At 60.5% G+C, this 24,241-nt stretch carries 20 protein-coding genes; 17 read left to right on the forward strand and 3 right to left on the reverse strand.

The window, feature by feature from the left end; genetic code table 11:
• Positions 1-13: 13 nt before the first annotated feature.
• Positions 14-799, forward strand: a complete 786-nt coding sequence (locus E6B08_RS07590; protein ID WP_136913460.1) for a TenA family transcriptional regulator — start codon at positions 14-16, stop codon at positions 797-799.
• A gap of 183 nt (positions 800-982) precedes the next feature.
• Here E6B08_RS07590 and E6B08_RS07600 read toward each other — a convergent pair whose 3' ends face one another.
• The 3 genes from E6B08_RS07600 to ubiG form a co-directional block, all read right to left on the reverse strand.
• Positions 983-1,723: a YciK family oxidoreductase gene (locus E6B08_RS07600; RefSeq protein WP_136913461.1), complete on the reverse strand. Its 741-nt coding sequence runs from the start codon at positions 1,721-1,723 to the stop codon at positions 983-985.
• A 165-nt stretch (positions 1,724-1,888) separates the two neighbouring features.
• Positions 1,889-2,560: an N-acetylmuramic acid 6-phosphate phosphatase MupP gene (gene mupP / locus E6B08_RS07605; RefSeq protein WP_136913462.1), complete on the reverse strand. Its 672-nt coding sequence runs from the start codon at positions 2,558-2,560 to the stop codon at positions 1,889-1,891.
• Positions 2,561-2,562: 2 nt separating this feature from the next.
• Entirely contained in the window at positions 2,563-3,261 is a 699-nt protein-coding gene (gene ubiG / locus E6B08_RS07610; protein ID WP_136913463.1) for a bifunctional 2-polyprenyl-6-hydroxyphenol methylase/3-demethylubiquinol 3-O-methyltransferase UbiG, read from the reverse strand.
• 110 nt (positions 3,262-3,371) lie between these two features.
• Between ubiG and mtnA the strand changes: the two genes are divergently transcribed.
• The 16 genes from mtnA (at position 3,372) to E6B08_RS07690 (ending at position 24,241) form a co-directional block, all read left to right on the forward strand.
• Positions 3,372-4,448 carry an S-methyl-5-thioribose-1-phosphate isomerase gene (mtnA, locus tag E6B08_RS07615; protein ID WP_136913464.1) on the forward strand — a complete coding sequence of 359 codons (1,077 nt, stop codon included), beginning with the start codon at positions 3,372-3,374 and terminating at the stop codon, positions 4,446-4,448.
• 283 nt (positions 4,449-4,731) lie between these two features.
• Positions 4,732-7,494, forward strand: a complete 2,763-nt coding sequence (gyrA, locus tag E6B08_RS07620; protein ID WP_136913465.1) for a DNA gyrase subunit A — start codon at positions 4,732-4,734, stop codon at positions 7,492-7,494.
• A 241-nt stretch (positions 7,495-7,735) separates the two neighbouring features.
• Positions 7,736-8,821 (forward strand): 3-phosphoserine/phosphohydroxythreonine transaminase, encoded by a 1,086-nt coding sequence (gene serC / locus E6B08_RS07625; protein WP_136913466.1) that lies wholly within the window; start codon positions 7,736-7,738, stop codon positions 8,819-8,821.
• Complete coding sequence (pheA, locus tag E6B08_RS07630) at positions 8,821-9,915, forward strand: prephenate dehydratase (RefSeq protein WP_133330977.1); 1,095 nt, start codon at positions 8,821-8,823, stop codon at positions 9,913-9,915. The genes serC and pheA overlap by 1 nt, the downstream gene beginning before the upstream one ends.
• A 162-nt stretch (positions 9,916-10,077) precedes the next feature.
• Positions 10,078-12,285 (forward strand): bifunctional prephenate dehydrogenase/3-phosphoshikimate 1-carboxyvinyltransferase, encoded by a 2,208-nt coding sequence (locus E6B08_RS07635; RefSeq protein WP_238349346.1) that lies wholly within the window; start codon positions 10,078-10,080, stop codon positions 12,283-12,285.
• Positions 12,282-12,968: a (d)CMP kinase gene (gene cmk, locus E6B08_RS07640; protein WP_136913468.1), complete on the forward strand. Its 687-nt coding sequence runs from the start codon at positions 12,282-12,284 to the stop codon at positions 12,966-12,968. Before E6B08_RS07635 ends, cmk begins: the two co-directional genes overlap by 4 nt.
• 124 nt (positions 12,969-13,092) lie before the next feature.
• Entirely contained in the window at positions 13,093-14,769 is a 1,677-nt protein-coding gene (gene rpsA, locus E6B08_RS07645) for a 30S ribosomal protein S1 (protein ID WP_136913469.1), read from the forward strand.
• A gap of 315 nt (positions 14,770-15,084) precedes the next feature.
• Positions 15,085-15,387, forward strand: coding sequence for an integration host factor subunit beta (gene ihfB / locus E6B08_RS07650; RefSeq protein WP_136913470.1), 303 nt, complete (start codon positions 15,085-15,087; stop codon positions 15,385-15,387).
• Between the two features lie 19 nt (positions 15,388-15,406).
• A complete protein-coding gene (locus tag E6B08_RS07655; protein ID WP_136913471.1) occupies positions 15,407-15,670 on the forward strand; it encodes a lipopolysaccharide assembly protein LapA domain-containing protein in 264 nt (87 codons plus the stop codon).
• A 98-nt stretch (positions 15,671-15,768) separates the two neighbouring features.
• Complete coding sequence (locus tag E6B08_RS07660) at positions 15,769-17,181, forward strand: MBL fold metallo-hydrolase (protein ID WP_136913472.1); 1,413 nt, start codon at positions 15,769-15,771, stop codon at positions 17,179-17,181.
• A gap of 203 nt (positions 17,182-17,384) precedes the next feature.
• Entirely contained in the window at positions 17,385-18,449 is a 1,065-nt protein-coding gene (locus E6B08_RS07665; protein ID WP_136913473.1) for an LPS O-antigen chain length determinant protein WzzB, read from the forward strand.
• A 275-nt stretch (positions 18,450-18,724) separates the two neighbouring features.
• Entirely contained in the window at positions 18,725-20,035 is a 1,311-nt protein-coding gene (gene wbpA, locus E6B08_RS07670) for a UDP-N-acetyl-D-glucosamine 6-dehydrogenase (RefSeq protein ID WP_136913474.1), read from the forward strand.
• A 72-nt stretch (positions 20,036-20,107) separates the two neighbouring features.
• On the forward strand, positions 20,108-21,052 hold the full coding sequence (gene wbpB / locus E6B08_RS07675; protein ID WP_136913475.1) for a UDP-N-acetyl-2-amino-2-deoxy-D-glucuronate oxidase: 945 nt from the start codon (positions 20,108-20,110) through the stop codon (positions 21,050-21,052).
• 254 nt (positions 21,053-21,306) lie between these two features.
• Positions 21,307-21,882: a UDP-2-acetamido-3-amino-2,3-dideoxy-D-glucuronate N-acetyltransferase gene (gene wbpD, locus E6B08_RS07680; protein WP_136913476.1), complete on the forward strand. Its 576-nt coding sequence runs from the start codon at positions 21,307-21,309 to the stop codon at positions 21,880-21,882.
• 2 nt (positions 21,883-21,884) lie between these two features.
• Positions 21,885-22,970: a DegT/DnrJ/EryC1/StrS family aminotransferase gene (locus tag E6B08_RS07685; protein ID WP_136913477.1), complete on the forward strand. Its 1,086-nt coding sequence runs from the start codon at positions 21,885-21,887 to the stop codon at positions 22,968-22,970.
• Entirely contained in the window at positions 22,964-24,241 is a 1,278-nt protein-coding gene (locus E6B08_RS07690) for an oligosaccharide flippase family protein (RefSeq protein ID WP_136913478.1), read from the forward strand. The genes E6B08_RS07685 and E6B08_RS07690 overlap by 7 nt, the downstream gene beginning before the upstream one ends.

The following is a 24,241-nucleotide window of genomic DNA, read 5'->3' on the forward strand; positions in this document are numbered from 1 at the left end:
CAAGGAGCTGAAAGTGATTGACGCATTCGTACGTATCGGACCGTTGATGGATCCGGCCAGTTACCCGCAATGGGCGCAACAACTGATCGAAGAGTGCCGCGAGAGCAAGCGACGGGTGGTGGAGCACGCGTTCTACCAACGCCTGCGCGATGGCCAGCTCAAGCAGGCGACCATACGCCAGTACCTGATCGGCGGTTGGCCGGTGGTGGAGCAGTTTTCCCTGTACATGGCCCACAACCTGACCAAGACCCGTTATGCCCGCCACCCGGGCGAGGATATGGCGCGGCGTTGGCTGATGCGCAACATCCGTGTCGAGCTCAATCATGCCGATTATTGGCTGCACTGGTGCCAGGCCCATGGCGTGAGCCTGCATGACCTGCAGGCACAGGAGGTGCCACCGGAGCTCAATGGGCTCAACGATTGGTGTTGGCGGGTGTGCAGCACCGAGTCGCTGGCGATTGCCATGGCGGCCACCAACTATGCGATCGAAGGGGCGACGGGGGAGTGGTCGGCGGTGGTCTGCGCGTCCGACACCTATGCCCAGGGCTTCCCCGAGGAGACTCGCAAGCGCGCCATGAAGTGGCTGCGCCTGCATGCCCAGTATGACGATGCGCATCCGTGGGAGGCGCTGGAGATCATCTGCACGCTGGCGGGCGAGAACCCCACCCAGGGCCTGCGTGACGAGCTGCGCAAGGCGGTGTGCAAAAGCTATGACTGCATGTACCTGTTCCTGGAGCGGTGCATGCAGATCGAAGGGCGTCAAGTGGGCCGGGCGCGGCCGGCGTTGGCGGCGGGCTGAGGTTTGCAGGTCCGGGCTGCTGTGAAGACCCTGTAGGAGCGGGTTTACCCGCGAACATGACACCGCGGTGCATGGCACCGGCCCTGCCGGTGTTCGCGGGTGAACCCGCTCCTACAGGTACGGTGCCGACCTTCTGTGCAAGCGGGCTTGCCCGCGAAGAGGCCCGTACAAGCATCGCCAATTCTACTGGGCGTTGAACGCCTGCCCATTCACCCCGGTGCTGTCCGGCCCCATCAGGTACAGGTAGACCGGCATGATCTCTTCAGGCAGCGGGTTGTTCTGCGGGTTCTCGCTCGGGTAGGCCTGCGCCCGCATCGCCGTGCGCGTGGCGCCGGGATTGATGCTGTTGGAGCGCACCGGTGACACCCCTTCGAGCTCGTCGGCCAGGGTCTGCATCAAGCCTTCGGTGGCGAACTTGGACACCCCGTACGCACCCCAGTAGGCGCGCCCCTTGCGCCCGACGCTGCTGGAGGTGAACACCACCGAGGCGTCCTCCGACAGCTTGAGCAGCGGCAGCAAGGTGCTGGTGAGCATGAACGTGGCATCGACGTTGATGTGCATCACGCGCATGAAGTTGTCGCCCGAGAGCTGCTCCAGCGGCGTGCGCGGGCCGATGATCGAGGCGTTGTTGAGCAGGCCGTCGAGGCGGCCGAACTGTTCCTCGATCATCACTGCCAGTTCGTCGTACTGGTGTGGCAGGGCGGTTTCCAGGTTGAACGGAATCACCACGGGCTGCGGATGGCCGGCTGCCTCGATCTGGTCGTAGACCTCGTTGAGGTTGGCTTCGGTCTTGCCCAGCAGCAGCACGGTGGCGCCCAGCGCGGCATAGGCCCTGGCGGCCGCAGCGCCGATGCCACGGCCGGCACCGGTGACCAGGATGACCCGGCCCTTGAGCAGGTCGGGGCGGGCGGTGTAGTCGTACATCAGATTGTCCCTTGTTCAATGGGGGAAGGTGCCGAGCCTTGTGGGAGCGGGCTTGCCCCGCGAAGCCGACACCGCGGTGGATGGCACGGGCTTCGCCCGTGTTCGCGGGACAAGCCCGCTCCCACAGGGCTATGACGCACGCCGATTCCTAGACCAGATATCGTCTCAGCAACCGCACAGCGCGCTGTCGATCACCTTGCGCAGGTCCAGCGGGTGGTCCACCACCACGTCGGCGCCCCAGTTGTTCGGGTTGTCCTGAGGATGAATATAGCCGTAACGCACCGCTGCCGTGCGGGTGCCGGCGCCGCGGCCCGACTCGATGTCGCGCAGGTCGTCGCCGACGAACAGGACGCTGGCCGGGTCCAGGTTCAGCGTGGTGCAGGCCAGGGTCAGCGGCTCGGGGTCGGGCTTGCTGTTCTTCACGTGATCCGGGCAGATCAGCAGAGCAGAACGCTCGGCCAGGCCCAGGCGCTGCATGATCGGTTCGGCGAAGCGCACCGGCTTGTTGGTGACCACGCCCCAGATCAGGTTGCCTTTCTCGATGTCCGCGAGCAGTTCGGCCATGCCGTCGAACAGCTTGCTGTGCACCGCGCAGTCGCGCTGGTAGCGCTCGAGGAACTCCAGGCGCAGGGCTTCGAAGCCTTGGGCCTGCGGGTCCATGGCGAACGTGGTGGCGACCATGGCGCGCGCGCCGCCCGAGATCACGCCGCGGATCAGCTCGTCATCCACCGGCGGCAGGCCGCGGTCGGCGAGCATCGCCTGGCAGATGGCGATGAAGTCCGGCGCCGTGTCGAGCAGGGTGCCGTCCATGTCGAAGAGTACTGCTCGCAAACGCATGCTCATTCCTCGCGCAGGGTCTGGATCATGTAGTTGACGTCGACGTCGCTGCTGAGCTTGTAGTGCTTGGTCAGCGGGTTGTAGGTCAGGCCGATGATGTCCTTGACCTCGAGGCCGGCGTTACGGCTCCAGGCGCCCAGTTCGGAGGGGCGGATGAACTTCTTGAAGTCGTGGGTACCGCGCGGCAGCATCTTGAGGATGTATTCGGCGCCGATGATGGCCAGCAGGTAGGCCTTGGGGTTGCGGTTGATGGTCGAGAAGAACACCTGGCCGCCGGGCTTGACCATACGGTAGCAAGCGCGGATAACGGAAGACGGGTCGGGCACGTGCTCCAGCATCTCCAGGCAGGTGACCACGTCGAACTGCCCAGGCATTTCTTCGGCCAGCGCCTCGGCAGTGATCTGCCGGTACTCGACCTGCACGCCCGACTCCAGTTGGTGCAACTGGGCGACGGCCAGTGGCGCCTCACCCATGTCGATGCCGGTGACGCTGGCGCCGCGCAGGGCCATGGATTCACTGAGGATGCCGCCGCCGCAGCCGACGTCGAGCACCTTCTTGCCGGCCAGGCCGACGCGCTCGTCGATCCAGTTGACGCGCAGCGGGTTGATCTCGTGCAGCGGCTTGAACTCGCTCTCGCGGTCCCACCAGCGGTGGGCCAGGGCCTCGAACTTGGCGATTTCGGCGTGGTCGACGTTGCTCATTGAACAGTCCTCGGGAACTTGTACTTCAAAGGGCGCAGTATACCCGAGCGTCTGCGACGCAGGGTCGCTATAATCGCCGGCTTTTAATGTGCGAACGACGGGGAGAGGCGATGCGCGAGCAACTTTTGGCGGCGGAGAAGGTGACCGGCATTCGCTGGCACGACGGCTGCCTGCACCTGCTCGACCAGCGTCTGCTGCCAGCACAGGAGTGCTGGCTGACCTGCGTCGATGTTACGCAGGTGGTGGTGGCCATCCGGGACATGGCCGTGCGCGGCGCGGCGGCCATCGGCATCGCTGCGGCCTACGGCCTGGTGTTGGCCCTGGAAGAACGCCTGGCCCAGGGCGGCGATTGGGAGCAGGACCTGGAAGAGGACTTTCTCAGCCTGGCCGAGGCGCGCCCCACCGCCGCCAACCTGTTCTGGGCGCTTAACCGCATGCGTGAGCGCCTGCAGCGCGTACGCCCCGAAGAAGACTTGCTGGCGGCGCTGGAGGCCGAGGCGGTGGCCATCCACGAAAGCGACCGCGAGGCCAACCTGACCATGGCCCAGCACGGCATCGAGCTGATCCGTCGCCACCAGGGCAACCAGCAGGCGTTGCTGACCTACGGCAATGCCGGTGCGCTGGCCTGTGGGGGGTTCGGCACGGCGCTGGGGGTGATTCGCGCGGGCTTCCTCGAGGGGATGGTCGAGCGGGTGTATGCCGGCGAAACCCGTCCCTGGTTGCAGGGCTCGCGGCTGACCGCGTGGGAGCTGGCCAACGAAGGCATGCCGGTGACCCTGTGCGTCGACTCGGCACTGGCCCACCTGATGAAGACCAAGGGCATCACCTGGGTAGTGGTCGGTGCCGACTGCATCGCCGCCAATGGTGACGTCGCGAGCACGATCGGCACCTATCAGCTGGCGGTTAGCGCCATGCACCACGGGGTGCGCTTCATGGTGGTGGCGCCGAGCACCAGCATCGACCTCAACCTGGCCAGTGGCGAGGACATTCCCCTGGAAGAGCGCGCAGCCGATGAGTTGCTGGACGTTGCCGGCATGCGGGTGGCGGCGGATGTCGAGGTGTTCAATCCGGTATTCGACGTGACCCCGGCCGACCTGATCGACGTGATCGTGACCGAGCGCGGCATCGTCGAGCGGCCGGATACCACCAAGCTGGCCCAGTTGATGTGTCGCAAGCGGTTGCACTGAGGGGCAGCCGGGGATTGGCGGAGTGGGGGATATCGAGCGCCGTCCGCGTGGCGCTTGATATCCCCCACCGAAGCATCCAGGCCATACACTTACAGCCCCCTTTTGTGATAACATCCGGCAGTTTCCAAGACCGCCCACGACGGCGGCCTTCATTGCGCAGATCCATGGCACAACTCATTGATTTGTCGTAAGTCGTCGCACCCTTTTGCGTTGCGGCGGCGAGCTTCGTTCGGCCCTTGAAGGAGGCTGCGAAGTTTCACCAGAAAAAGGAATCAGGCTTCTCATGGGCGAACTGGCCAAAGAAATCCTCCCGGTCAATATCGAAGACGAACTGAGACAGTCTTACCTCGACTACGCGATGAGCGTGATTGTCGGGCGAGCGCTGCCCGATGCGCGAGACGGCTTGAAGCCCGTGCATCGCCGCGTTCTCTATGCGATGAGCGAACTGGGCAACGACTGGAACAAGCCGTACAAGAAGTCCGCCCGTGTGGTCGGTGACGTCATCGGTAAGTACCACCCGCACGGCGACACCGCGGTCTACGACACCATCGTGCGTATGGCCCAGCCGTTCTCGCTGCGCTACCTGCTGGTCGACGGCCAGGGCAACTTCGGCTCGGTGGACGGCGACAACGCCGCGGCCATGCGATACACCGAAGTGCGCATGGCCAAGCTGGCCCACGAGCTGCTGGCCGACCTGCACAAGGAAACGGTCGACTGGGTACCGAACTACGACGGCACCGAGCAGATCCCGGCGGTCATGCCGACGCGTATTCCCAACCTGCTGGTCAACGGTTCCAGCGGTATCGCCGTGGGCATGGCGACCAACATCCCGCCGCACAACCTCGGTGAGGTCATCGACGGCTGCCTGGCGCTGATCGACAACCCGGAAGTCACCGTCGATGAGCTGATGCAGTTCATCCCAGGCCCCGATTTCCCTACCGCCGGTATCATCAATGGTCGCCAGGGCATCATCGAGGCCTACCGTACCGGCCGTGGCCGCATCTACATGCGTGCGCGTTCCGAGATCGAAGACATCGACAAGGTCGGTGGTCGCCAGCAGATCGTCGTCACCGAGCTGCCTTACCAGCTGAACAAGGCGCGTCTGATCGAGAAGATCGCCGAGCTGGTCAAAGAGAAGAAGATCGAAGGCATCACCGAGCTGCGCGACGAGTCCGACAAGGACGGCATGCGCATCGTCATCGAGCTGCGCCGCGGCGAGGTGCCGGAGGTGGTGCTCAACAACCTCTACCAGCAAACCCAGCTGCAGAGCGTGTTCGGCATCAACGTGGTGGCCCTGATCGACGGTCGCCCGCGCGTGCTCAACCTCAAGGACCTGCTCGAAGCGTTCGTCCGTCACCGCCGTGAGGTGGTCACGCGTCGTACCGTGTTCGAGCTGCGCAAGGCCCGCGAGCGTGGCCACATCCTCGAAGGCCAGGCGGTCGCGCTGTCCAACATCGATCCGGTCATCGCCCTGATCAAGGCCTCGCCGACCCCGTCCGAGGCCAAGGAAGCGTTGATTTCCACGGCTTGGGAGTCCAGCGCCGTGCAGGTCATGGTCGAGCGCGCCGGCGCCGATTCCTGCCGCCCTGAAGACCTCCCCGAGCAGTACGGCCTGCGTGACGGCAAGTATTACCTGTCGCCGGAACAGGCCCAGGCCATCCTCGACCTGCGCCTGCACCGCCTGACCGGCCTGGAGCACGAGAAGCTGCTGGCCGAGTACCAGGAGATCCTCGAGCAGATCGGCGAACTCATCCGCATCCTCAGCAGCGCCCAGCGCCTGATGGAAGTGATCCGCGAAGAGCTCGAAGCCATTCGCGCCGAGTACGGCGATGCCCGTCGCACCGAAATCCTTGATGCCCGTCACGACCTCAACTACGGCGACATGATCCCGGAAGAAGAGCGCGTGGTGACCATTTCCCACGGCGGCTATGCCAAGACCCAGCCGCTGTCTGCCTACCAGGCCCAGCGCCGTGGTGGCAAGGGCAAGTCGGCGACAGGCGTCAAGGACGAGGACTACATCGAGCACCTGCTGGTCGCCAACAGCCACGCCACGCTGCTGCTGTTCTCCAGCAAGGGCAAGGTGTACTGGCTCAAGACCTACGACATTCCCGAAGCCTCCCGCGCTGCCCGTGGCCGCCCGTTGGTCAACCTGCTGCCGCTGGAAGAGGGTGAGCGCATCACCGCCATGCTGCAGATCGACCTCGAGGCCCTGCAGCAGAACGCCGACCCCGACGAAGAACTGGAGGACGGCGATGACGGCGTGATCGAAGGCGAAGTAATCGAAGCCGAGGAAGTCGACGAAGAAGACGGCGATACCCCTGAGTGGGTGGCCGAGCCGACCGGCGCCTATATCTTCATGGCCACCGCTTCCGGTACCGTCAAGAAGACCCCGCTGGTGCAGTTCGCCCGTCCGCGCTCCAACGGCTTGATCGCCCTGAAGCTCAAGGAAGGTGACACCCTGATCGCCGCGGCCATCACCGACGGCGCCAAGGAAGTCATGATGTTCTCCGACGCCGGCAAGGTGATTCGCTTCGCCGAGAGCGTGGTCCGCGAAATGGGCCGTACCGCCCGTGGCGTGCGTGGCATGAAGCTGGGCAAGGGCCAGCGCATCATCTCGATGCTGATTCCCGAGTCTGGCGCGCAGATCCTCACCGCCTCCGAGCGCGGCTTCGGCAAGCGCACCCCGCTGTCCAAGTTCCCGCGTCGCGGCCGTGGTGGCCAGGGCGTGATCGCCATGGGCACCAAGGGGCGCAACGGCTTGCTGATCGGCGCCATCCAGGTTCAGGAAGGCGAGGAGATCATGCTGATCTCCGACCAGGGCACCCTGGTGCGTACGCGGGTCGGTGAAGTGTCCAGCCTGGGTCGTAACACCCAGGGCGTGACGCTGATCAAGCTGGCCAGCGACGAGACGCTGGTAGGCCTGGAGCGGATCCAGGAGCCATCCGAAGACGAATTCGATGATGTCATCGAAGGGGACGAGGAGGGCGTCGAGGCCGACGCGCCGGATGATGACGCTGCTGGAGCCGAAGAGGCCCCGCAGGAGTAAGCAAGCGTAAAACCCGAACGGGGCGACCAAGGTCGCCCCGTTTGACTGATTAAAGATGGCAACGCTGAGCCCTTGTAGGAGCGGCCTTGCGCCGCGATGGGTCGTGCAGCGGCCCCAGGATGCCCGCGGCGCTGCAGGAACTGGGGCCGCTGCGCGCCCCCTCGCGGCGCAAGGCCGCTCCTACACCGGTGCAGCGCGGCCTGCCAGTTACGATTTTGTTCTTTTTAGAGCGAGAGTGGATGTGAGCAAACGAGCCTTTAACTTCTGCGCAGGCCCTGCCGCGCTTCCTGACGCCGTGCTGCAGCGTGCCCAGGCCGAAATGCTGGACTGGCACGGCAAGGGCTTGTCGGTGATGGAGATGAGCCATCGCAGCGACGACTACGTGGCCATCGCAGAGAAGGCCGAGCAGGACCTGCGTGACCTGCTGTCCGTCCCCTCCAACTACAAGGTCCTGTTCCTGCAGGGTGGCGCCAGCCAGCAGTTCGCCGAGATTCCGCTGAACCTGCTGCCGGAAAACGGCACCGCCGATTACGTCGAGACCGGCATCTGGTCGAAAAAGGCCATCGAGGAAGCGCGTCGCTTCGGCCATGTCAACGTCGCCGCCAGCGCCAAGCCGTACGACTACCTGGCCATTCCTGGCCAGAACGAGTGGAACCTGACCAAGAACGCCGCCTACGTGCACTATGCGTCCAACGAGACCATCGGTGGCCTGCAGTTCGACTGGGTGCCCGAGACCGGTGACGTGCCGCTGGTGGTCGACATGTCGTCCGACATCCTCTCGCGTCCGATCGACGTTTCGCAGTACGGCATGATCTACGCCGGCGCGCAGAAGAACATCGGCCCCAGTGGCCTGGTGGTGGTGATCGTGCGTGAAGACCTGATCGGCCATGCCCGCAGCCACTGCCCGACGATGCTCGACTACAAGGTCGCTGCCGACAACGGCTCGATGTACAACACCCCGGCCACCTATTCCTGGTACCTCTCCGGCCTGGTCTTCGAGTGGCTCAAGGAGCAGGGTGGCGTCGAGGCCATGGAGCAGCGCAACCGCGCCAAGAAAGACCGCTTGTATGGCTTCATCGACGCCAGCGAGTTCTACACCAACCCCATCAGCCACAACGCCCGTTCGTGGATGAACGTGCCGTTCCGCCTGGCCGACGAGCGCCTGGACAAGGCCTTCCTGGCCGGTGCCGACGCCCGCGGCCTGCTCAACCTAAAGGGCCACCGCTCGGTGGGTGGCATGCGCGCATCCATCTACAACGCCCTGGGCCTCGAGGCCGTCGAGGCGCTGGTTGGCTACATGGCCGAATTCGAGAAGGAGCACGGCTGATGTCCGAACAGGAACTCAAGGCGCTGCGCGTGCGTATCGACAGCCTCGACGAGAAGATCCTCGAGCTGATCAGCGATCGCGCCCGTTGCGCCCAGGAAGTCGCCAAGGTCAAGACCGCGTCCCTGGCCGAAGGCGAGAAGCCGGTGTTCTACCGCCCCGAGCGTGAAGCCGCCGTGCTCAAGCGCGTGATGGAGCGCAACAAGGGCCCGCTGGGCAACGAAGAGATGGCGCGGTTGTTCCGCGAGATCATGTCCTCGTGCCTGGCCCTGGAAGAGCCGCTCAAGGTCGCCTACCTCGGCCCCGAGGGCACCTTCACCCAGGCCGCCGCCATGAAGCACTTCGGCCACGCCGTGATCAGCCGCCCGATGGCGGCCATCGACGAAGTGTTCCGCGAAGTGGCGGCCGGTGCCGTCAACTTCGGCGTGGTGCCGGTGGAAAACTCCACCGAAGGCGCGGTGAGCCACACCCTGGACAGCTTCCTCGAGCACGACATGGTGATCTGCGGTGAGGTGGAACTGCGTATCCACCACCACCTGCTGGTGGGCGAGAACACCAAGACCGACAGCATCACCCGCATCTACTCCCACGCCCAGTCGCTGGCCCAGTGCCGCAAATGGCTGGACGCCCACTACCCGAACGTCGAGCGCGTGGCGGTCTCGAGCAATGCCGAGGCGGCCAAGCGGGTGAAGGGTGAGTGGAATTCGGCGGCCATCGCCGGTGATATGGCGGCCAACCTGTACGGTTTGACCCGCCTGGCCGAGAAGATCGAGGACCGTCCGGACAACTCCACGCGCTTCCTGATGATCGGCAACCAGGAAGTGCCACCGACCGGTGACGACAAGACCTCGATCATCGTGTCGATGAGCAACAAGCCTGGCGCCCTGCACGAGCTGCTGGTGCCGTTCCACGACAACGGCATCGACCTGACCCGTATCGAGACCCGTCCGTCGCGTAGCGGCAAGTGGACCTACGTGTTCTTCATCGACTTCGTCGGCCACCACCGCGATCCGCTGATCAAGGCGGTGCTGGAGAAGATCAGCCAGGAAGCCGTGGCGCTCAAGGTGCTGGGGTCGTATCCCAAGGCGGTGCTTTGATCTGTGCCCCAGGGGCTGCTCTGTAGCCCTTTCGCGGTCACTGTGGGAGCGGCCTTGCGTCGCGAAAGGGGTGCGAAGCGCCCCCAATGGCCCTCACGCTGTCTCGATTCTTGAACAAGGTCCGCACCCGTGGTAAATGCAGCAAAAACCAAATCCGCGCCAATCATCGACCGCCTGGTGGTCGTCGGCCTTGGCCTGATCGGCGGCTCGTTCGCCAAGGGCCTGCGTGAAAGCGGCCTGTGCCGCGAAGTGGTCGGCGTCGACCTCGATGCCCCGTCGCGCAAGCAAGCCGTGGCCTTAGGCGTGGTCGACCGCTGCGAAGAAGACCTCGCCGCCGCCTGCGTCGGTGCCGACGTGATCCAGCTCGCCGTGCCGATCCTGGCCATGGAGAAGGTCCTGGCGCGCCTGGCCCGGCTCGACCTCGGCAATGCCGTCATCACCGACGTCGGCAGCGCCAAGGGCAACGTGGTGCGCGCCGCCCGTGAAGTGTTTGGCGCCAGCCTGCCGCGCTTCGTGCCTGGCCACCCGATCGCCGGCTCCGAGCAGAGCGGGGTGGAGGCCTCCAACGCCACGCTGTTCCGTCGCCACAAGGTCATCCTCACGCCATTGGCGCAAACCGATCCGGCCGCGCTGGCCCTGGTCGACCGCCTGTGGCGGGCCCTGGACGCCGATGTGGAGCACATGTCGGTCGAGCGCCATGACGAAGTCCTGGCCGCCACCAGCCACCTGCCACACCTGCTGGCCTTCGGTTTGGTCGATTCGCTGGCCAAGCGCAATGAAAACCTGGAGATCTTCCGGTACGCTGCCGGAGGTTTCCGCGATTTCACCCGAATCGCCGGCAGCGATCCGACCATGTGGCACGACATCTTCCTCGCCAACCGCGAGGCGGTCCTGCGCACACTGGATACATTTCGCAGCGACCTCGACGCCTTGCGCGACGCGGTCGATGCAGGGGACGGGCACCAGTTGCTGGGTGTATTCACCCGCGCACGGGTTGCCCGCGAGCATTTCAGTAAAATCCTGGCCCGCCGGGCCTATGTGGACGCTATGAACGCCAACGATCTGATTTTCCTGGCCCAACCGGGTGGCCGCGTGTCCGGACGGATCCGCGTACCGGGCGACAAGTCGATTTCCCACCGTTCGATCATGCTTGGCTCCCTGGCCGAAGGCACGACCGAGGTCGAAGGTTTCCTCGAAGGCGAGGACGCCCTGGCGACCCTGCAGGCTTTCCGCGACATGGGCGTGGTCATCGAAGGCCCCAATCACGGCCGCGTGACCATTCACGGCGTTGGCCTGCACGGCCTCAAGCCGCCGCCCGGCCCGCTGTACGTCGGTAACTCCGGCACCTCGATGCGCCTGCTCTCGGGCCTGCTCGCCGGCCAGCCGTTCGACGTGACCATGACCGGCGATGCCTCGCTGTCCAAGCGCCCGATGAATCGCGTGGCCAACCCGCTGCGTGAAATGGGCGCAGTGGTCGAGACCGGCCCGGACGGCCGTCCGCCGCTGACCATCCGCGGTGGCCACAAGCTCAAGGCGTTGAACTACACGCTGCCGATGGCCAGTGCCCAGGTCAAATCCTGCCTGCTGCTGGCTGGCTTGTATGCCGAAGGCACCACCACCGTCACCGAGCCGGCGCCGACCCGCGATCACACCGAGCGCATGCTGCGCGGTTTCGGCTATGCGGTAGAGAGCAACGGCCCGGTCGCCTCGCTGCAGGCCGGTGGCAAGCTCACCGCCACCCGCATCGAAGTGCCTGCTGACATCTCCTCGGCGGCTTTCTTCCTGGTCGCGGCGTCGATCGCCCAGGGTTCCGAGCTGGTGCTCGAGCACGTCGGCATCAACCCGACCCGTACCGGCGTGATCGACATCCTGCGCCTGATGGGCGGCGACATCACCCTGGAAAACCAGCGTGAAGTCGGTGGCGAGCCGGTGGCCGACCTGCGCGTGCGCGGCACTCAGCTCAAGGGTATCGAGATCCCGGAGGCCCTGGTGCCGCTGGCCATCGACGAATTCCCGGTATTGTTTGTCGCCGCCGCCTGCGCCGAAGGCCGCACCGTGCTGCGGGGCGCCGAAGAACTGCGGGTCAAGGAGTCGGACCGCATCCAGGTGATGGCCGACGGCCTGATCGCCCTGGGCGTGAAGTGCGAGCCGACCCCGGACGGCATCATCATCGACGGCGGCCAGATCGGCGGCGGCGAAGTGCACGGCCACGGCGACCACCGCATCGCCATGGCCTTCAGCGTGGCCTCGCTGCGCGCCAGCGCCCCGATCCGCATCCATGACTGCGCCAACGTCGCCACCTCGTTCCCGAACTTCCTGGCGCTGTGCGCCGAAGTCGGCATCCGCGTGGCCGAAGAGGGCAAGTCGTGACCGTTCAAGCACCCGTCATTACCATTGACGGCCCAAGCGGCTCGGGCAAGGGCACCGTTGCCGGCCTGCTGGCCCGCGAACTCGGCTGGAAGCTGCTGGATTCCGGCGCCCTGTACCGATTGCTGGCCTTCAACGCCACCAACCATGGCGTCGACTTGACCAACGAAGAGCTGCTCAAGGCCCTGGCCGCCCATCTGGATGTGCAGTTCATCGCCGCCGAGCCGGGTAAGCTGCAACAGATCATTCTCGAAGGCGAGGATGTCAGCAACGTCATCCGTACCGAAACGGTCGGCGCCGGCGCCTCGATGGTCGCTTCGCTGCCAGCGGTGCGCGAGGCGTTGCTGCAGCGTCAGCGCGCCTTCCGCGAACTGCCCGGGCTGATCGCCGACGGTCGCGACATGGGTACCGTGGTGTTCCCCGACGCGCCGCTGAAGGTGTTTCTCACCGCCAGTGCCGAGGAGCGTGCCCGTCGTCGCTACCTCCAGTTGAAGGGCAAGGGCGAAGATGTTAGTCTGTCGAGTCTGCTAGATGAGATTCGTGCGCGTGATGAACGCGACACACAACGTGCGGTGGCCCCGCTGAAACCAGCGGCCGATGCCATCCAGTTGGACTCCACCGAGTTGTCCATCGAGCAGGTGTTGCAACGTATCAGGAGCGAGATCGCCCAGCGCGATCTGCTCTGATAGCCAGGAAAGCAGGCAGGGGCACCAGTCAACGTCCTGTCGGCTTTCCTTTACTTAAAACAAACCCACATTGTCTGGAATGTGGCGATGGGCGTCTGTTTCGCCCGAATCTACAGGAATTAAAATGAGCGAAAGCTTTGCAGAACTCTTTGAAGAAAGCCTGAAAACCCTCAATCTTCAGCCGGGTGCAATCATCTCCGGTATCGTTGTCGACATCGACGGCGACTGGGTTACCGTACACGCTGGCCTGAAGTCCGAGGGCGTCATCCCGCTCGAGCAGTTCTACAACGAAGCTGGCGAGCTGACCATCAAGGTCGGTGACGAAGTTCACGTTGCGCTGGACGCGGTCGAAGACGGCTTTGGCGAAACCAAACTGTCCCGTGAAAAAGCCAAGCGCGCCGAGTGCTGGATTGTTCTGGAAGCAGCTTTCGCCGCCGAAGAAGTGGTCAAGGGCGTTATCAACGGTAAGGTTAAGGGCGGCTTCACTGTCGACGTTAACGGCATCCGTGCGTTCCTGCCGGGCTCCCTGGTTGATGTCCGCCCAGTGCGCGACACCTCCCACCTCGAAGGCAAAGAGCTGGAATTCAAGGTCATCAAGCTGGACCAGAAGCGCAACAACGTTGTCGTTTCCCGTCGCAGCGTGCTGGAAGCCGAGAACAGCGCCGAGCGCGAAGCCCTGCTGGAAACCCTGCAGGAAGGCCAACAGGTCAAAGGTATCGTCAAGAACCTCACCGACTACGGTGCATTCGTGGACCTGGGCGGCATCGACGGCCTGCTGCACATCACCGACATGGCTTGGAAGCGCATCAAGCACCCGTCGGAAATCGTCAACGTTGGTGACGAAGTCGACGTTCGCGTTCTGAAGTTCGACCGTGAGCGCAACCGCGTTTCCCTGGGTCTGAAGCAGATGGGCGAAGATCCGTGGGTTGCTATCACTGCGCGTTACCCAGAAGGTACTCGCGTACAGGCTCGCGTTACCAACCTGACCGACTACGGCTGCTTCGCTGAGCTGGAAGAAGGCGTTGAAGGTCTGGTACACGTTTCCGAAATGGACTGGACCAACAAGAACATCCACCCGTCGAAAGTCGTTCAGGTTGGCGACGAAGTGGAAGTCATGGTTCTGGACATCGACGAAGAGCGTCGTCGTATCTCCCTGGGTATCAAGCAGTGCAAATCCAACCCATGGGAAGACTTCTCCGGCCAGTTCAACAAGGGTGACAAGATCACCGGTACCATCAAGTCGATCACCGACTTCGGTATCTTCATCGGTCTGGAAGGCGGCATCGACGGCCTGGTTCACCTGTCCGACATCTCCTGGAACGAAACCGGCGAAGAAGCCGTACGTCGTTTCAAGAAGGGCGACGAGCTGGAAACCGTCATCCTGTCGGTCGATCCAGAGCGCGAGCGCATCTCCCTGGGCATCAAGCAGCTGGAAGACGATCCGTTCTCCAACTTCGTTGCTGTCAATGACAAGGGCGCTATCGTCAAGGGCATCGTGAAAGAAGTTGACGCCAAAGGCGCCATCGTCACCCTGGCCGACGACATCGAAGCCACTCTGAAAGCTTCCGAAATCAGCCGTGACCGCGTTGAAGACGCGCGTAACGTCCTGAAGGAAGGCGAAGAGATCGAAGCCAAGATCATCAGCGTTGACCGCAAGTCCCGCGTCATCAGCCTGTCGATCAAGTCGAAAGACGACGCTGAAGAGCGTGAAGCCATCCAGAGCCTGAAAAACGCTCCGGAAGCGGCTGCCGACACCACCATGGCCGCGCTGCTGCGCGAAGCTATGGCCAAGCAGAACTGAGTTCTGTTTGATCGGTAAAAAGGGTGGCCTTCGGGCCGCCCTTTTTTATGCCTGCAAGAAAATCCCGTGACCCTTTGAGGGAGCGGGTGCATCGCAGAGCGCGAACCGCCGCGAACTCAAGCATCACCCGTGCTATCCCCTCGACCCCCTCAAACCTGCGTCACTCCTCGCCTGGCTGACGCCGTCTCGCTAGCCAGAACGTACCCCCTTCTTGAATTTTTTTATTAAGTCAAGATCCACCCTGTTCAAATCCCGCCGAGCGTGCTACAAACTGATTAAGCAATGATCTAGCTGCTTGATAACGAAGGGAAAAACATGACGAAGTCGGAGCTGATCGAACGTATTGTCACCCATCAAGGCTTGCTCTCCTCAAAGGATGTGGAGCTGGCCATCAAGACCATGCTTGAGCAGATGTCACAGTGCCTGGCGACCGGCGACCGCATCGAAATTCGCGGTTTTGGCAGCTTTTCCCTGCACTATCGCGCCCCCCGGGTAGGTCGTAACCCCAAGACCGGCCAGTCGGTAAGCCTCGAAGGCAAATTCGTCCCGCACTTCAAGCCGGGCAAGGAACTGCGTGATCGCGTCAACGAAGACGAAGAAGACCACGTGGGTAGCTGATCCAGCGAAGGAGATCGACATGCGTAACCTCAAGCGCGCCCTGGCGGCGTTGTTCGTGCTGCTGTTGGCGGCTGTGGTGCTGTTCTTCGTGCTGGAAAACCAGCAGAGCGTCGCCCTGGTCCTGTTCGGCTGGTCCGCCCCAGCAGTACCGGTGGCAGTCCTGGTCTTGGCCGCACTGGTCGTTGGCCTGGCCGTCGGCCCCTTGCTGGGCGCCTACGCGTTCATGCGCAGCAAACGCAAACTCCGCCGCAGCGCTCGCCAGGAAGCGCTGGCCGGCAGCTGAGGTCTATTCCTACACCCCGTTGGGATTTGCGCGCTGGGTTCACGGGCGAAGGAATGGGGTAATGCTTGCTCGTTCCTCACCCGCAAAGGACCCGCGCCATGCATTTCCCCTCGCTCACCCACCACGGCGGCGTCCGTGATGTCACCGGTTCCTGCCACCAACTGCACTTGGACGGCGCGACCAGCCTGCTGATCGACTGTGGGCTCGTGCAAGACGATGAGTCCGGCGAGTTGGGCTTCGATATCCAGGGCGTACGCGCGCTAATCGTCACTCACGTTCATCTCGACCATGTCGGACGCATTCCTGCGCTGTTCGCAGCGGGATTTCGTGGGCCTATCTATTGCAGCGAACCCTCAGCCAAACTCTTGCCACTGGTGCTGGAGGATGCCTACAAGCTCGGCATCAGCCGCGTACCGGCGCATGTCGCGCGATATCTCGAATTTCTGGAAGAACGCATTGTGCCGCTGCCGTTCGATGAATGGCACCCGGTTGTAGAGCGCGAGAGTATGCGTTGTCGTATTCGTCTCCAGCGTGCTGGGCATTTGCTGGGCTCAGCCTATGTCGAATGCGATATGGACCTGGGCGATGAGAATACCCGCTATGTCTTCTCGGGCGACCTGGGTGCGCCATGCAATCCGCTGTTGCGGCCGCTGCAGCCACCAGAACGGGCGGACGTGCTGGTGTTGGAAAGCACCTATGGCGATCGCTTGCATCCCGACCGCAGCCAACGCCAGGAGCAGCTCGAACGAGCGATCGATCGGGCTTTGGCCGACAAGGGCACCATTCTCATACCCGCTTTCAGCCTGGGGCGTACTCAGGAGTTGCTCTACGAGCTGGAGGACATCCTCCATCGCAAGGCGCTGCTAGGGCGCACTGCCAGGGCTTCTGGAAGCGATCCGCTGGATTGGTCGCGGTTGCCGGTCATTCTCGACTCGCCGCTCGCACAGCGCATTACGAAGGCTTACAAGGACCTGCATCAGTACTGGCGGGATGAGGCTCAGGATAGGCTCGAGGGTGGGCGTAATCCGTTGGCGTTCGATCAGTTGGTGAGTGTTGAGAGCCATGGCAAGCACCTGGAAGTGGTGAACTACCTCAAGAGTACAGGGCGGCCGGCGATCGTGATTGCGGGGAATGGGATGTGTTCGGGTGGGCGGATTGTGAATTACTTGAAGGCCATGCTGGGGGATCCGCGGCATGAGGTGATGTTTGTGGGGTATCAGGCCAAGGGGACGCCTGGGGCGGTGATACAGGCTTGTGAGAGGGTGCAAGGGTTCGTCACGGTGGACCTGGATGGGGAGCGCTATGAGGTGCGGGCCAAGGTGATGAGCTTGGCGGGGTATTCGGGGCATGCGGATCAGGCGGGGTTGGTGGGGTTTGCGCTGGGGCAGGGGAGGCCTGCGGGGAGGGTGGTTTTGGTGCATGGGGAGGGTGGGGCGAAGCGGGCGTTAGCGGGGGCTTTGGAGGTGCGTTTGCGGATGATCGGGGTTGAATCGAGGATAGATGTCCCATAGGACGCGTTCAGCGCCGACGCGATACGCTGTCAGATAACGCGGAACTTTCTCGCTATGCTTTCATCTATTACTGATTAATGATTAAGATGGCGGTCACGCTACCGTTGGCGCTAGCCAGCGGTCGAGCCTGACAGGCAGATCAGGCATGGCGATTTGAGATCGTACGCAGACAACCAAGACGGACCCAAGGAATAACAGAATAAATGCGTAGTGAACCTGAGCGGGTTAGCGGTGATGGTGAGATCGATTTGCTTGAGCTTGTTCAGGGCGTATGGCGGCAGAAGCTTTGGGTTCCGTTGGTTGCGGTACCTGTAATCGCTATTGGCTTGGCCTATGTCTTGATGGTGTCGCCGGTCTACGAAGCAAAACTCTATATTCAGCCGCCCGCGCAGAACGAAGTCGCGCAGCTCAATTATGGTAGGGGGGGCAATACCGGTCTCCCGCCTATCAGTGCTGCCTATGTCTACGGTATCTATTTGAACGCTCTTCAATCCGAGACAGTCCGGGACAAATTCTTCCGCGATGCTTTTCTTCCCACGTTGACGGAGGAAGAGCGCAAAGGCTCACGTGATGCATTGTATGCCCAGTTCAATGGGATGCTCAGTGTTTCTAAGGCAGGGAAGGACATGCCTGATCGCTACGTGTTGACGGCGCATCTGGAGGATCCGCGGCTTGCGGCTACGTGGGTTTCAGGTTATGCCGAACTGGCCGCAGAGCGAGCAAAGAGCGAGCTACTCAACGGAGCTCGCAGTGAAATATCGATCATGGCGGATAATCTTGAGCAGCAGATTCGGGCTGCTCGCGCCAGCGCTGATAACCAGCGCAAAGACCAGATTGCTCAGCTTGAAGAAGCGCTGCGGGTAGCCAAATCGATCGGTTTGGACAAGCCTCCTATCATTTCCTCCACTTTGGGGAACGAGGTGTCGGCGGGCATGGATGGTGAGCTGACCTACATGCGTGGTACTAAAGCATTGGAGGCTGAAATCGCCAATCTGCACTCTCGTAAGTCGGCTGATCCCTTCATACCCAAATTGCGTCAAAAGCAGGAACAACTCAATTTCCTCCGTCATTGGGATATCAATCCGTCGCTGGTCGCCATGTACAAACAAGACGGTGCGGTGAGCCAACCTGACAAACCAATCAAGCCGCGCAAAGCTGTGATCATGCTGATGACTGCGATTGTTGGTGTCGGGCTCGGCATGCTGGTCGCCCTCGGGCGAGATCTCTGGTTGCGGCGCCGCTCGGCGCAACCGCCTAGCGCGGTTTGAGTGATATTGGTCTAATAGCGGCCGAAGTCGCTGCATCTGGGGAGAATCCCGGAAGGATTCCTTTCCCCTGTATACCTATGACTGAGACGGCCTTTCGATCATCATCCAGTAAGGCCTTCTCTGCTGGCCTCATAGGGTGGTGCTTTTACGGTCAGTGTCATTATTACACTGCCGACGAATGGATTCACTCGACTGCCGAATGAATCGATGATGTTCGATAACCCGTTGTTCTGCTCATGAATACGGGCAAGTAAATTCAAGGTGAGTTGGAAAGCATGACAGATATTAATAAAGTGGTAGAGAAGTTCAAAAGTCGGCAAGCCTTGATTGGTATTGTGGGGCTAGGCTACGTCGGCCTGCCGCTGATGCTTCGTTACAACTCGATCGGCTTCAATGTGTTGGGTATTGATATCGATCAAACCAAGGTTGATAAGCTGAACGCGGGTGAGAGCTACATTGAGCACATTTCGGCCACCAATATCGCCAAGGCTCGGACAAGCGGATTTGAGGCCACCATCGACTTTGAACGCGCCGCAGAGTGCGACGCGTTGATTTTGTGCGTTCCTACGCCGCTCAACAAATATCGCGAACCAGATATGAGCTTCGTGATTAATACCACTGACGCGCTCAAACCGTACCTGAGAGCGGGGCAGGTAGTGTCCCTGGAAAGTACCACTTACCCAGGGACCACCGAGGAAGAGTTGCTGCCGCGCGTGCAAGAAGGTGGCCTGGTGGTAGGTGAGAATATCTACCTGGTGTACTCGCCAGAGCGTGAAGACCCGGGTAACCCGAATTTTGAAACCCGGACGATCCCTAAGGTTATTGGCGGGCATACTTCTAGCTGTCTTGAAGTGGGTATCGCCCTGTACGAACAGGCCATTGATCAAGTAGTGCCGGTGAGCTCTACCAAAGCCGCTGAAATGACCAAGCTTCTGGAAAATATTCATCGTGCAGTGAATATCGGCTTGGTCAACGAAATGAAGATCGTGGCGGATCGTATGGGTATCGACATTTTCGAGGTTGTCGATGCCGCGGCGACTAAGCCTTTCGGCTTCACGCCCTACTACCCAGGCCCGGGCTTGGGTGGCCACTGCATTCCAATCGACCCTTTCTACCTCACCTGGAAGGCGCGCGAATACGGGTTGCACACTCGCTTCATCGAGCTGTCGGGCGAAGTGAACCAGGCCATGCCCGAGTATGTATTGGGCAAGCTGATGGACGGACTGAATGATTCCGGCAAGGCACTGAAGGGTAGCCGTGTACTCGTTCTAGGTATTGCCTATAAGAAGAACGTGGACGACATGCGCGAGTCGCCGTCCGTGGAGATCATGGAGTTGATCGAGGCCAAAGGCGGCGTTGTGGCCTACAGCGACCCGCATGTACCGGTGTTTCCGAAGATGCGCGAACATCACTTTGAACTGAGCAGCGAACCCCTGACCGCTGAGAACCTGGCAAGCTTCGACGCTGTGGTGTTGGCCACTGACCACGACAAATTCGACTATGCCCTGATCGAAGCCAAAGCCAAGCTGATCGTCGACAGCCGCGGCAAGTACCGCACGCCAACTGTGCATATCATCAAGGCCTGATTGGCATCGCCAGCATATTGATCCGTCTGGTCCATAAGGGCAGGCGGATTCATCCGTTTCAAAGGACGCCTCATGAAAAACTTTGCTCTGATCGGTGCTGCAGGCTACATCGCTCCGCGCCACATGCGTGCCATTAAAGATACCGGTAACCGCCTGGTGTCGGCATACGATATCAATGACTCGGTTGGCATAATCGATAGCATCTCGCCTCAGAGCGAGTTCTTCACCGAGTTCGAGTTTTTCCTCGATCACGCCCATGGGCTCAAGCGCGACCCGGCTAACGCACTGGATTACGTCGCGATCTGCTCGCCCAACTACCTGCACCACCCGCACATCGCTGCAGGCCTGCGCCTGGGATGCGACGTGATTTGCGAAAAGCCGTTAGTACCAACACCGCAGCAACTGGATGAACTGGCGCTGGTAGAGCAAGAAACCGGCAAGCGTCTGTTCAACATCCTGCAGCTGCGCCATCATCAGGCGATCATCGCGCTGAAGGATAAGGTCGCTCGCGAAAACAACCCGCACAAGTATGAGGTCGACCTTACCTACATCACTTCACGTGGCAAGTGGTACCTGCAAAGTTGGAAAGGTGACCCGCGTAAGTCGTTCGGTGTAGCCACCAACATCGGCGTGCATTTCTACGACATGCTGCACTTCATTTTCGGCAAGCTGCAGCGCAATATTGTGCACTTCACCTCCGAACACAAGGCTGCGGGCTATCTGGAGTACGAAAAAGCCCGTGTTCGCTGGTTCCTGTCGGTTGATGCCAACGACCTGCCAGAATCAGTGAAGGGTAAGAAACCGACCTACCGCTCTATCACTGTGAACGGTGAGGAGATGGAGTTTTCTGAAGGATTCACTGACTTGCACACTACGAGCTATGAAGAAATTCTTGCTGGTCGTGGTTACGGTATCGAGGATGCTCGACACTGCGTCGAAACGGTCAACACTATTCGTAGCGCGCAGATTGTTGCGGCTGCGGACAACGAAGGGCACCCATTTGTGTTGGCGCTTTAGCGCTGATTGAACGATTGGACCGGATCGCTTGAAACAGCGGTCCGTTCATTGTGTCTCTTGCCGCATTGGTGAAGTCGCGATAAAAGGCTGCCAGAGTCTTTAGATGATCGGGCAAGCGGATTTGACCTCAGCATCCTGTCTCAGCGAATACTCAAGTCTAACCGGTCGGACGCCGACGAGAGCGGCCTTCATGCATGTTTACATGTGATACGGAACGGTTTCCAACAACCTCAGTCAAGTGTGAGTCTTAAACCATGAATTTCTCTCAGCACCCGAGCGCTATCATCGATGAGGGCGCGCAGATCGGTAACGGCTCCAGAGTCTGGCACTTTGTTCATGTGTGTGCCGGCGCCCGAATTGGGGAGGGCGTTTCTCTGGGACAGAACGTTTTCGTAGGTAACAAGGTAGTGATCGGTGACCGCTGCAAGGTTCAGAACAATGTATCGGTCTACGACAACGTGACCTTGGAAGAAGGCGTGTTCTGTGGACCTAGCATGGTTTTTACCAACGTATATAATCCTCGTTCCTTGATCGAACGTAAGGATCAATACCGTGACACCCTGGTCAAGAAAGGCGCCACCCTCGGCGCTAACTGCACCATCGTTTGTGGCGTTACCATCGGTGAATATGCCTTCGTGGGGGCAGGCGCGGTTATCAACAAAGACGTCCCGGCATACGCGTTGATGGTGGGCGTCCCTGCCCGCCAGATCGGATGGATGAGCGAATTTGGTGAGCAGCTTGAGCTGGATGACAAGAACGAAGCCATTTGCTCGCATACTGGCGCGCGCTACGTTTTGAGCGGAGTTACCTTGAATAAGGTGGATATTTGAACATGATTGAGTTCATTGACCTGAAAAGCCAGCAAGCTCGGATCAAAGACAAGATCGATGCTGGTATCCAGCGCGTGCTAAGCCACGGCCAGTATATTCTTGGCCCGGAAGTGGCGGAGTTGGAGCAGAGCTTGGCTGGGTTTGTCGGAGCCAAATACTGCATCACCTGTGCAAACGGTACCGATGCATTGCAGATCGCGCTAATGGCATTGAATATTGGCCCTGCCGATGAGGTTATCACCCCTGGATTCACCTACATTGCGACGGCTGAAACGGTTGTATTGTTGGGCGCGAAACCGGTGTATGTGGATGTTGATCCACGTACTTACAATCTCGACCCAGCATTGCTTGAAGCCGCGATTACCCCGCGTACCAAGGCTGTCATTCCGGTTTCCCTGTATGGGCAATGCGCTGATTTTGACGCAATCAATGCTATTGCGACGAAGCACGGTATTCCCGTCATCGAGGATGCAGCGCAGAGTTTTGGTGCGTCCTATAAAGGGAAGCGCTCTTGCAATCTATCGACAATCTCTTGCACCAGCTTCTTTCCAAGTAAACCTCTGGGTTGTTATGGCGATGGCGGTGCCATCTTCACTAACGACGAGCAATTGGCGACTGTGCTTCGGCAAACTGCACGCCATGGCCAGGATCGCCGCTATCATCACATTCGCGTGGGTGTGAATAGCCGGCTGGATACCCTGCAAGCGGCCATCCTACTGCCCAAGCTTGAAATTTTCGAGGAAGAGATTTCCCTGCGCCAGCAGGTTGCCGAGAACTATGATCGCCTTCTCGCCGAGGCAGGTATTGAAAAGATTCCGTATATCGAACCGCATAATGTCAGTGTTTACGCGCAGTACACAGTGCGTGTCGAGAACCGGGATGCAGTGCAGGCCAGGCTGAAGGAAGCCGGCGTGCCGACCGCCGTACACTATCCGATCCCACTGAACAAGCAGCCGGCCGTTGCTGACGCAACCGCCCATCTGCCAGTTGGTGATGAGGTTGCTGGCCAAGTGATGAGTCTGCCGATGCACCCCTATCTGACCCTGTTGGACCAACAATTAATTGTCGCGGCGCTGAAGGCGTGCTGAGAGCATTGCGGGCCTTGAGAGGCGGGAAAAGTGATTTCCTGCGTAATGTGCTGACGCTGATGACCGGCACCACACTTGCGCAGGCCATCCCGATTGCAGCAATGCCATTGCTGACTCGCTTGTACACGCCAGAAGATTTCGGTGTTCTGGCTTTGTACATGTCTCTAGCGGGGATGATCTCCGTCATTATCACTGCGAGGTATGAAGTCGCAGTGATGTTGCCTGAACGGGACGAAGATGCAGCCAGCCTGGTTACGCTATCGATCAGCATAGCGGGCACTATCAGCCTTGCGCTGCTGGCAGTCGTCTTTTTTTTCAATGAGAGCATCCAAGCGCTGCTTAACAATAAAGCCATTGGGCCATGGCTCTATCTCTTGCCGGTTACCGTTTTCGTTACTGGGGTGTGGCAGGCGTTGAACTACTGGAACAACCGGGCCAAGAAGTTCAAGCGCCTGGCTGTCAGCAGGGTTGCACAAGGTGGTGGCATGACCATTGCTCAATTTGTACTGAAGGGGTTGTCAGCTGGTGGACTGGTGGTCGGCTATCTCGTCGGGCAAATGAGCGGCCTTCTGGTCTTTTTGACCCGGACGTGGCGTGAAGATCGGACAGTGCTTTCAAAGGTCAGCGTCGCGACAATGCTTGATAACGCTCGTCGCTACAGCAAATTTCCCAAATACTCTACGATCGGTGCGTTGCTAGATAATGCCGCAGTGCAAATGCCAGTGCTCGTGCTCAGCAGGTTTTACGACACTCACATTGTTGGCATTTTCAGCCTTACATTCAGAGCGCTGAACTTACCAATGAGTTTGATCGCAACTGCGTTTTCACAAGTGCTGTTTCAGCGTTTTGTGGTGCTGCATCGCGAAAATCCCGATCGGTTGGCGCCCTTCGTCCTCAAGCTATTTTTTGGCCTGTTGGGACTGATGGTGCCGCTGGTAGCGTTCGTATGGGTCGTCGGTCCAGAGCTGTTTGCGCTTGTATTCGGAGAGACGTGGCGCCAAGCCGGTAATTATGCCACCGTGCTGATCTTCGCTGTTGCCATACGTTTTGCAGTGAGCCCGCTGAGTACTGTCCTAGCGATGGATCACAATATCAAGATTGGAACGTTGTGGCAGATGATCTATTTTGTGACCATCACGTCGACGCTGTATATTTTCAGAAACGCTGGTATGGAAGTGTTCTTGCTCGCGTTTACTCTGCATGAGGTTGCCCTGTATAGCCTGTATTTAGGCTTTATTATCTTTGGCGCAAAAATACACAGGTTCGGATAA

Origin of the sequence: Pseudomonas putida (genome assembly GCF_005080685.1) — a bacterium.
GTDB lineage: Bacteria > Pseudomonadota > Gammaproteobacteria > Pseudomonadales > Pseudomonadaceae > Aquipseudomonas > Aquipseudomonas putida_V.